At 36.8% G+C, this 8,997-nt stretch carries 12 protein-coding genes and 1 pseudogene; 3 read left to right on the plus strand and 10 right to left on the minus strand.

Annotated elements, in window-relative coordinates; translation table 11 throughout:
- The 4 genes from WBG45_RS07530 to WBG45_RS07545 form a co-directional block, all read right to left on the minus strand.
- On the minus strand, window positions 1-642 hold a 642-nt coding region (locus WBG45_RS07530; RefSeq protein WP_424413400.1), incomplete at its 3' end, for an ABC transporter permease subunit.
- On the minus strand, window positions 642-866 hold the full coding sequence (locus tag WBG45_RS07535; protein WP_424413402.1) for a hypothetical protein: 225 nt from the start codon (window positions 864-866) through the stop codon (window positions 642-644). The genes WBG45_RS07530 and WBG45_RS07535, both read right to left, overlap by 1 nt.
- Window positions 867-899: 33 nt before the next feature.
- Window positions 900-1,523 carry an ABC transporter ATP-binding protein gene (locus WBG45_RS07540; RefSeq protein WP_424413404.1) on the minus strand — a complete coding sequence of 208 codons (624 nt, stop codon included), beginning with the start codon at window positions 1,521-1,523 and terminating at the stop codon, window positions 900-902.
- A gap of 12 nt (window positions 1,524-1,535) precedes the next feature.
- A complete protein-coding gene (locus WBG45_RS07545) occupies window positions 1,536-2,777 on the minus strand; it encodes an ABC transporter permease (protein WP_424413406.1) in 1,242 nt (413 codons plus the stop codon).
- A 211-nt stretch (window positions 2,778-2,988) separates the two neighbouring features.
- On the opposite strand from WBG45_RS07545, the gene WBG45_RS07550 reads away from it, so the two are divergent.
- The 3 genes from WBG45_RS07550 to WBG45_RS07560 all read left to right on the plus strand — a co-directional run bounded on the left by WBG45_RS07550 (window position 2,989) and on the right by WBG45_RS07560 (window position 5,380).
- Window positions 2,989-3,486 (plus strand): membrane lipoprotein lipid attachment site-containing protein, encoded by a 498-nt coding sequence (locus WBG45_RS07550; protein WP_424413407.1) that lies wholly within the window; start codon window positions 2,989-2,991, stop codon window positions 3,484-3,486.
- A gap of 174 nt (window positions 3,487-3,660) precedes the next feature.
- Complete coding sequence (locus WBG45_RS07555; RefSeq protein WP_424413409.1) at window positions 3,661-4,947, plus strand: amidase family protein; 1,287 nt, start codon at window positions 3,661-3,663, stop codon at window positions 4,945-4,947.
- Between the two features lie 52 nt (window positions 4,948-4,999).
- A complete protein-coding gene (locus WBG45_RS07560; protein ID WP_424413411.1) occupies window positions 5,000-5,380 on the plus strand; it encodes a DUF5412 family protein in 381 nt (126 codons plus the stop codon).
- Between the two features lie 347 nt (window positions 5,381-5,727).
- On the opposite strand, the gene WBG45_RS07565 is transcribed toward WBG45_RS07560, so the two are convergent.
- The 6 genes and pseudogenes from WBG45_RS07565 to WBG45_RS07590 all read right to left on the minus strand — a co-directional run.
- Window positions 5,728-6,279, minus strand: coding sequence for an HAD-IIIA family hydrolase (locus WBG45_RS07565; protein WP_424413413.1), 552 nt, complete (start codon window positions 6,277-6,279; stop codon window positions 5,728-5,730).
- 87 nt (window positions 6,280-6,366) lie between these two features.
- Window positions 6,367-6,792 carry a GNAT family N-acetyltransferase gene (locus WBG45_RS07570; RefSeq protein WP_424413415.1) on the minus strand — a complete coding sequence of 142 codons (426 nt, stop codon included), beginning with the start codon at window positions 6,790-6,792 and terminating at the stop codon, window positions 6,367-6,369.
- A gap of 12 nt (window positions 6,793-6,804) precedes the next feature.
- Window positions 6,805-7,227 carry a GNAT family N-acetyltransferase gene (locus WBG45_RS07575; RefSeq protein ID WP_424413417.1) on the minus strand — a complete coding sequence of 141 codons (423 nt, stop codon included), beginning with the start codon at window positions 7,225-7,227 and terminating at the stop codon, window positions 6,805-6,807.
- Between the two features lie 27 nt (window positions 7,228-7,254).
- Window positions 7,255-7,617, minus strand: coding sequence for a cupin (locus tag WBG45_RS07580; protein ID WP_424413419.1), 363 nt, complete (start codon window positions 7,615-7,617; stop codon window positions 7,255-7,257).
- 204 nt (window positions 7,618-7,821) lie between these two features.
- The gene (gene rnz, locus WBG45_RS07585; protein ID WP_424413421.1) at window positions 7,822-8,766 is read right to left on the minus strand and encodes a ribonuclease Z; all 945 of its coding nucleotides are present in this window, start codon (window positions 8,764-8,766) and stop codon (window positions 7,822-7,824) included.
- A gap of 1 nt (window position 8,767) precedes the next feature.
- A pseudogene (locus tag WBG45_RS07590) lies at window positions 8,768-8,997 on the minus strand (DNA polymerase IV); the annotation flags it as partial.

An 8,997-nucleotide genomic window follows, 5' to 3' on the forward strand; every position in this document is an offset into this window, starting at 1 on the left:
TTTGGCATGTATGATGGTGGATTTCTTTAAGGGCTGTGCGAACAGAAAGTGTATGGATCTGTTTTCGAACTCCGAAGCAAAAAGGTCACCGATTGCCAGAAGCAACAAAATAATGATGCCAGCAGTCGCTAAGAGATCGACTATCTGTTTCATAAAATTAGGAGGTGCAATGCTATACGTCTCATGTTCGGGTGGAATTCCTTTGGCCAGCAGGTGGTTGTTTGTTATGATGCGTTTTTTGATTTCAATGGACGTAATCGGAAATTGACCACCTGTTGCTTGGTACTCAGTCAGTTGAACAAGATAGTCGATTTCTAGGAATAGTTGGCTCTCCCAATCCTCGGATCCAATAGTAGAACGCATCTGAAATAGGACATCAACTATCGACCCGATTTGACGTTGGAGCTGTTGGATGTCCGGCTGTTCTTGATTTCGTGTCAAACTTTCTTGAAATTGTCGAATTAGGCTCTGGCCATACTGGATTTCTTCCATAATCTCCTGCTCCCGTTCTTTTTCAATATAGGACTGAAAAATGTAGTTACGGGTGAATAAAATTAGGATGCCTACAATGATGGCGAGCAATAAATAAAGAAACCGCTTGCTGAACAACGTCTTCTTGAGCTCAAATGACAATTGCTTCATTACGATTGCTCACTTTCAAATAATTCTAGATAACGTCTCTCGGCCCCAACGCGTTCGTTCTGTATTTCCAAGACTTGAATCTGATGTGCATAAAGTGTTTCAAGAACCGTATGTAAAGATTGGTTAATTTCTTCAAACGTCAATTTATGGGTATCGGTCATTTGATAGGAAAGACCGCGCTCTGTCAGTGCTGATCGAGCTTTCCCAGGTTTATCGACGCTCAAGATATATTGATTAGTAGCAAAATCTTCAATCGATTACTTTAAAAGCGTACCGTTTTTCATAAAATAGATTGTGTTTGTGAGTCGATCGATTTCATCAAGATTATGAGAGGAAATAAGAATAGTCGTCCCTTCTGCATACAGCTCTAGCAAGATGTTTCGCATATTAATTGCACTAGTCGGATCAAGACCGTTGATAGGTTCGTCCATGAGTAAAATCTTTGGTTCATTAATGATTGCCATCGCCAAAAGGAGATGTTGTTTCATTCCGAGACTGAATTTCCGAACACGCTTCTTTAAATAGCTTGCCATGCCCACCCGTTCTGTAACCGCCAAGATTCTGGACTTCGGCAGCTTCTGCATATCACATATAAAGGCAAGATGGTCGTACGCCGTCAAGTCTCCATATAAGATTCGGTTGTCCTGCATATACGATACATCATAGAAAATGGACGAGTCGGTATGTTTCTTGCCTAGGAGCGTGACATGTCCTTCGTTAAAAGGCAACAGGTTCATCATACAGTTCATAAGTGTTGTCTTTCCAGCCCCGTTTGGACCTACTAAAGCAAGAATTTGAGGTTTCTCCACCTTGATATCTATACCTTTCAATACTTCCTGGTTCTTATAATTCTTCTTTAAAGTGGTTACATCAATTATCATATCAACACCCCCTTATCCTCGCGTTCGGTAGCGATAAACTGACAGTAAATAAGTGAAAAACAATAGAACGATGGAACTGACTACTAAGGAAAGAACTCCGTTCTGATAGGAAAAGGCAAAGTTATCATGCAACACTGCAAACTCATTCGAGATAATCGGAAATACATTTAAATAATGAAAAGGGAAGAAATGCGTGTTCCCTGATAAAACAGATTGTTCAGCCCAGTTAACACCAAGAACCAACAGTGTTAATGTGATGCCGAGCGCAATGATTGCGTGATTAGTCAAGAACGAGAAAAAGAACAGTAAAGAATAGCTGAAGATGAGCACCAAAAGGAACAACCAGACACTCTTAATCAAAAACAGACCGAGTGGAACCCATTCGTATGTATAGTTCTCACCGTATATCAAAGTAGGATAATCCCAGTCTCCAAACCGGTCAAATACAGTTGCTAGAAGTGTCGCGAAAAGAAAGATACCTGCTAATGTCCCTATGGTCATAAGAAGTACAGCGCCGAATTTGCTAGGAAGGACCGCAAGACGATGTACCGGCAAAGTCCGGAGTAGATTGATCGGACCATTCCTCCCCTCTCCTTCCTTTGTGACAATGTCACTGAATAAGAAAATGAAAAAGAAGATTCCTATCATGGTGAATAGCTTCTCAAACAGGTGGTAATTAAAATAGCTGCCAGATGAGGAATGACGTTTTCCGAAGTCATTCCGAACGATTGGTTCTATACCTTCATCAAAATATACATCGTATTGAGTTAGCCAAAAATTATTAGGCCATAAAGGTTGGATATTACGGTCTCTCATCCATTCCAGCATTGACTTATGGGTTTCGAGTGTAAATCTTGATTGATATTTATGTTCCCAGTATTCAGGCAAATTCGTTTCACTAAAGTTTTTGGTAATTATGTTTCCGTTCGCCCACTTAGTCCAATCACTCGAAGCGATTCCGTCGATTTGAGCTTGATGAGCTGGTACCCATTCTCGATACTGCTTTAATGCGTGCCTTGATGATTGATCAAAAGAATCACCTTCTTCTTGTTCCAAGAGTTCAAGATGGGCTAATTGTTCTTTCTCACTCATAAGACTACTCTCTATAACTTCTGAGACCTCATCAGCGCCTATTGTATTTGAAAAGATGTAAATATAGTATCCAACGATACCAATAGTTAAAAGAAATAAGAGTATTTTAAAAAAGAGTGACCTCTTCATCTTTATCCACTCGATATTGATTAAAGAAAACATTGACCATCCCCCTGGTGAATTAATGTAAGAGTAAAAGGAATGTCTAGCTTAAAATCCCTTTGATTACAAACTTAAATTTCTTAAATTCACAATTCATATAATTTCCACTTTTTATGTAAAAATCCTTCTTTTTTCTATAAATCGAATTAAATTGTGCTAACATTAAAATAATTCAAAATGTATATTTTACTTTTAAGGGAGATGTTTTGACGTGAAAAAAATTGTATTTTTAATTTCCATCCTATTTATCACTAGTGGATGTTCGGAAAGACCCTTATCTCCTGTCATTGAAAAAGAAGTGACATTTTATGATTCACCCGAAAGACCGAGAGAACTTAGTGCAGGTACTGAAGAAGCAGGTTTATCTTCTGTATTAGTCGATTATTGTTGGAATGAAGATCTTGCAATGTGCGAGTTGGAAATAATTAATCCAGCTAAGTCATTAGAAGGATTAAGAACACAAGTAGTTGAGAGAGGAGATAAAATACGTTTTTTGTTTGATGCTTCTCCTGAATTAAAAGCTCCTTTGCCAGCTAAAGAAACATTGTATTCATTTGAAGGTGATGCCGCCCTTGAAGTTACATTTAACCCAGATGGGACGTATACAGTGCCAGATGAAAAAGGACGACATAATTTTGGGTATCTGGCTGAATATTATGGAGATATTAAAGGACAGGCATATTACGGTTTTGCGGTCATTGTGAAGTAGATTAATAAGGTAACCTAGAAAAATTTTTATACTTGTAACCAAAAAGAAGATGGAACAAAGTATAAGTGACTTTGCTCCATCTTTTATTCTCATTTTGTCTTTGATAATACTTATATAGAACGTTCGTAAATACCATTTCGGAAATGAATTCTAATTAGAAAAGGAAGATGATACATGGAAATTACATTCAATAAATTTTTCAATGAAGAATTGACGATTCATGAAATTCAAAAAGCAATGGAATTTGGTGAGATTTCGTCAAAAGAGTTGGTTATGTATTATCTATTTAGAATTGCAAAGCATGATCAGGATGGCTCAAAAGTTAATTCAATTCTTGAAATAAACCCTGATGCTATATTTATTGCTGAAGCATTAGACCACGAAAGAAAACGCACTGGTCCAAGAGGTCCGTTACACGGAATTCCAGTTCTTCTAAAAGATAATATTGATACAAAAGATTCGATGCACACAAGTGCAGGAACAATCGCATTAGAAAACAATATTAGCGTTAAGGATGCAGTTATAGTGAAAAAACTACGTGATGCTGGTGCAGTTATACTAGGCAAAACAAATATGACGGAATTAGCTAACGGAATGTCAAATACAATGTGGGCAGGTTACAGTTCAAGAGGAGGACAAGTATTAAATCCTTACGGAGATGCAGACCTGTTTGTTGGAGGTTCAAGCTCTGGTTCTGCAGTGGCGGTGGCTTCAAACTTTACCGTATTATCGGTTGGTACTGAGACAGATGCATCCATTCTTAGTCCTGCGGTACAAAATTCAGTGGTTGGTGTGTATCTAGATTCAAGTGGCTTAAGTGGAGCAAGAATTGGGGTTTTCATTCATGGTACTAAAGATTTTTATGAATCTGAAGAGTACGATCAGGAATTATTTGCGGGTGTTATTCATACGCTTCGTGATAAAGGGGCAATTGTTAAAGACGTTGACATTCCTTCATTTCATAGAGATTGGAACTATGGCGTGATGTTATATGAGTTAAAGCATAGTCTAGATAACTATCTATACAATTTGCCTCCTCAGTCACCTGTCCACTCGCTTGCAGAATTAATTCAGTTTAATAAAGATCATAAAGACGCTACGTTAAAATATGGTCAAAATAAGCTTGAACTTAGAAATGAATACCCAAATACACTTAGGAACTCTGAGTATTTGTTTGCTAAATTGGAAGATTTATATTTTTCTCAACAACATGGTGGGATTGATTTCACACTAAAAAAATATAATTTAGATGCCATTCTATTCCCTTCTTATATAGGGTCAACACTTTGTGCTAAAGCAGGATACCCTTCCATTGCTGTTCCTGCTGGATATATGAAAAACGGCAGACCCTTTGGTGTAACCTTTGCAAGTACTGCTTTTAGCGAAGGCATTTTAATAAAAATTGCTTATGCCTTCGAACAGGCTACCAAACATCGGAAAAGTCCAATCTTAAAGAAGTAGTTGTTAAAGAAAACGTTATATTATAGTGAGTAAATAGAGAAACGAGGATGTTATGAAGAACAGAAAAATGTTCAGACGGTTTTTTTATTCGATAATTGCTTTTTATATCGTAGCAATCGGTTCAACTTATTTCTATTTAAAACATTATCCAAAATTAGCGTCCATTGATGTATCAGAATTAGAAAAACTTACTACATTGATTTCACCTAATCGTGAAAAAGTATTAAATATATATCTAAATGGCGGAATGATGCTTTACACTGATTTCACTTATGTTGGAGAAGTACAAGAACTTAACAGAAGTTATAACATATTCTTAAAGCCTGGGGAAGATTTTGATGTTGTGTGGGTAGATGAGGATCACATATCGCTTGATGGAAAGTTAATGAATATAGAAAGTACTTATGACTTCAGACAAGATAAAGACAATTAATATTTACCTATAAGGGGTTGTCTATTAAGCCCCATATAGATGAAGAAAACGTTTTTCCTCCCTATCTAATTTTTAGTACTTTTTGTATGGATGCTTTACAAAGCGTATGATTGATTGGAGTAGAAGACGGCGACTCCAGCGGGAATAGCATGAGCTGAAGACCCCGCAGGCGAGCTTGCTCGACGAGGAGGCTGATGCCATGCCCGCGGAATGCGTCCGTCTGGAACGGAAATTAAACTGTACTGAATATTAATAGGGTCTGCCCTTAATCATATTTCACGACTTTAAGTATGTTTTATTATTTCATTTTTCATATCTTTTAAAAATCATTTTGAAATGGATAGCACCTATTTTTGAAAGTAATGATTTTCCAAAATCCAGTTAACAGCATCTAGAAGGTTTTCTGCTACATAATCCGGTTCGACGTCCTTCCACGTGTGTCTATGATTAGATAGTGAACTTTTCCCCCAGCCTGTCAAAACCAGTATTTTGGTTGCACCGACTGCATGTGCAGCTAACATATCAGTTGAACCTACATCCCCAATAACGAAGCATTTGGTTAAATCTAAATTGTGTTTCTGAGAAGCTTCTAAGAGCATTCCTGGCTTTGGCTTATGGCAATTACATTGTTCTTCAGGGCTATGTGGACAGATAAATGCATCTTCTAAACCGTAAGACAGAAACTCTTGTTGAAATTCTTCAATTGAGGCTTGGTTTTTGCTGATTCTGTGCTGATTCGTGATTGCGAAGGTTTTGATGTCCTTCTCTTGTAAGAGTTGAATCGCTTCCTGACTAAAATGATATGGTGTGAAATCTCTTGGGTGAATAAAATGCCCATGCCCACCAATTGTTCCATCTCGATCAATGAATACTGCTTGTATGTTAGAAATATGAATCAATTCCTTTCAACATTTAGTAGTTTCATAAAAGTGGAAATCGAATTGAGAGTTAAACATAATCAATTTTCAAGTTATCTCCATCTTCTCTTAGTAAATAAGCTTTTTTTCTAAATAATACCTTTGGGTGCCTTTAATAGGATGTTCCTCAATCAAGCCGACAACTTTATAGCCACATTGTTGGTAAAAATCTGGGGCTTGGAAACTAAACGTATCTAGTTGGATACCTCTACAATTATTTTCTCTCGCCGTTTTTTCAATATGATCTAATAATTGCTTACCGTAACCTCCACCTCTGAGTGATTCATCCACCCATAAAAAATCTATATGCAAGTTGGACCAGCTAATCTCACCTGTTATGCCCCCTAAAATTTCCCCTTCTTCATTTCTGAGCATAAAACTAACATTTTTAATTGGATGTTTTACTTCATCTGGTAGCTTGGTTTGATTGTATTCAATAATTTTCGTTCTAATATAGTCACTATCTTCTTGAATCCATTGTTGAGTTATTTTCATATTTCCCATCCTTTATTTATATTCCTCGTACGTTTTCCTAAAGCCGTGGAAAGCACGAAACTCCTGTGCTTCATAAAAAGTTTTAGTTGTGCTGCTAGCTAGTAGTTCCATTCTTGTTTTCGGATAGAGATTATGGACGTATTTAAGCAATTCATTCCCTAAATTTAATCCTCGATATTCTTTATGAATAAATACTTCACAAACATAGAGACTGATAAAACCATCTGTTAATCCTCTAATGCACCCGACGACTTGATTATCTGTTTCAGCAATATAAGCAATAGTAGAATTATTCCATGCTGCTTTTGTGTCTTCATGTTTCATTACTAAGTTCGACCAGCCTTCATCGATATTAAATCTATGTATATCTTTAAAATCTTCTTCCGTGTATGGTCGAATTATGACCGACTTTTTATTTTTTAAGGTGAGTTTCATTGTTAATCCCTTCTATTTAATAGAGTCCTATTTCTTTTTATCTTGAAGCTTCAATAAAGAAGGCATTAATTGTTCACTTTCAATTACAAATGCCGTTAATCCTTTTCCAGTTGTGGTTTCATGCCACTCGCCTTTTTCCCAAAAAACTGCATCTCCTGCTTTAACAAAAAATTTCGTTGCCTCTTTTCCTCGAACCCACCCTTCCCCGTTAATGATAAGGAGTAATTGAGGAACCACAGCTTGATGAAAACCAATTATACCATTTTCTTCTAAATGCATAAAACCAATTTGAGCAGGTCGATCTGTAGTCACAATGCGAGACATAATAAAATCAGAATTAAAATGAGTCACTTTTTTCCCTGCTTCTTTAGTAAATATGTAAAAATCCATAAGCTCCCCCTCATAAAAACTTAACTTTCTCGTTAAATTATTCGTTATGAAATGTAGGGAATCCTCCCAAATACAACATTTACTTCTATATTTATGTTTTTTAGTTTACATAATATTATTATTTGCGCAATTGAGTAATTACCCATCAAAGATAAACTTGGTAATAACAAAAAAGCAGACACGAGGTACGAACCCCAGATCTGCTTAACTATTTATACGATTCAGTTCATTATGCTTCAATTCAAATTCAGCAAAGTCTTCCGCAACTGTAATGGATGGAAATACAGATAAACCTTGTTTCCGTAACTCTTCTGCATGGCTTGGTAAAAATCGAGCACTAATATGTTGAACGATTAAATGTTTGGCTCCACTTTCCTTCGCCACTTGAGCTGCTTGCGTGATGGTTGAGTGCCCGTAAGGCTTCGCGAGTTCTTCAGTACCCGCATCAAATGTAGCCTCGTGTATAACAATATCCACATTCTGACTCAAATCTATTGATGCTTGGCAAAAGCGAGTGTCCCCTAGAATAGCCAGGGAGAATCCATCTTCCGCTTTTGCAGTCACATCATGACTGAATACGGTTTGTCCATTTTCTAAAATGACATCCTGGCCATTTTTTAACTGAGCTAACAAAGGACCTTTCGGAACACCACTTTGTAGAGCTTTTTCAATCAATAATTGTGGAGGAAGTGGTTTTTGAGATACTCGGAATCCAAAACAAGGAATCACGTGATGAAGAAGTTTAGCTTCAACTGTAAATTGTTCATCCTCAAATATAATACCTTCAGTAATTTCGACAAAATTCACTTTGTATTGTAAATAGGTTTTTGATAACCGCAGAGTTGTGAGAATCCACTCTTGAATTCCCGTAGGTCCATAAATGGTTAATGGTTCTTTGCCGTCTAAGAACGAGCGAGAGCCAAGTAATCCAGGTAAGCCATAAATATGATCGCCATGCATATGGGTAATAAATATTTTTTCTAGCTTGCGCGGTTTTAGCGATGTATGTAGCATTTGATGTTGTGTCGCTTCTCCACAATCAAATAACCAGAATGTGCCTCTTTCTTGCATTAATTTAACGACAAGTGCACTCGTATTTCTTTGCTTAGAAGGCATTCCAGCACCAGTTCCTAAAAATTGAAGTTCCATATCACTTGTTCTCCCTATCCTTGTGATCATCTAAAAAGTCTTTACTAAAACTCGTTTTCGATTCATACGTTGGTTTTCTAACTTGAGTTTGACCTCTCGTAATCATTTCTTTGCCAAATCTTTTTTGAAGAGATTCGACTAAATTTAATATCGGCTCTTCTTTAGCGTGTTCTTCAAAGTTATAAATAGATAGTTGTTCCGTAAAGTCTGCACGATCTACTACATTGCTAA

The sequence above is a fragment of the Paenisporosarcina sp. genome (assembly GCF_049671445.1).
GTDB lineage: Bacteria > Bacillota > Bacilli > Bacillales_A > Planococcaceae > Paenisporosarcina.

Bases quoted from the DNA above. Each gene is read 5' to 3' on its own strand.
- WBG45_RS07540 (WP_424413404.1), bottom strand. From the start codon at position 1,523: ATGATAATTGATGTAACCACTTTAAAGAAGAATTATAAGAACCAGGAA.
- WBG45_RS07545 (WP_424413406.1), bottom strand. From the start codon at position 2,777: ATGTTTTCTTTAATCAATATCGAGTGGATAAAGATGAAGAGGTCACTC.
- WBG45_RS07555 (WP_424413409.1), top strand. From the start codon at position 3,661: ATGGAAATTACATTCAATAAATTTTTCAATGAAGAATTGACGATTCAT.
- WBG45_RS07560 (WP_424413411.1), top strand. From the start codon at position 5,000: ATGAAGAACAGAAAAATGTTCAGACGGTTTTTTTATTCGATAATTGCT.
- WBG45_RS07570 (WP_424413415.1), bottom strand. From the start codon at position 6,792: ATGAAAATAACTCAACAATGGATTCAAGAAGATAGTGACTATATTAGA.
- WBG45_RS07575 (WP_424413417.1), bottom strand. From the start codon at position 7,227: ATGAAACTCACCTTAAAAAATAAAAAGTCGGTCATAATTCGACCATAC.
- WBG45_RS07580 (WP_424413419.1), bottom strand. From the start codon at position 7,617: ATGGATTTTTACATATTTACTAAAGAAGCAGGGAAAAAAGTGACTCAT.
- rnz (WP_424413421.1), bottom strand. From the start codon at position 8,766: ATGGAACTTCAATTTTTAGGAACTGGTGCTGGAATGCCTTCTAAGCAA.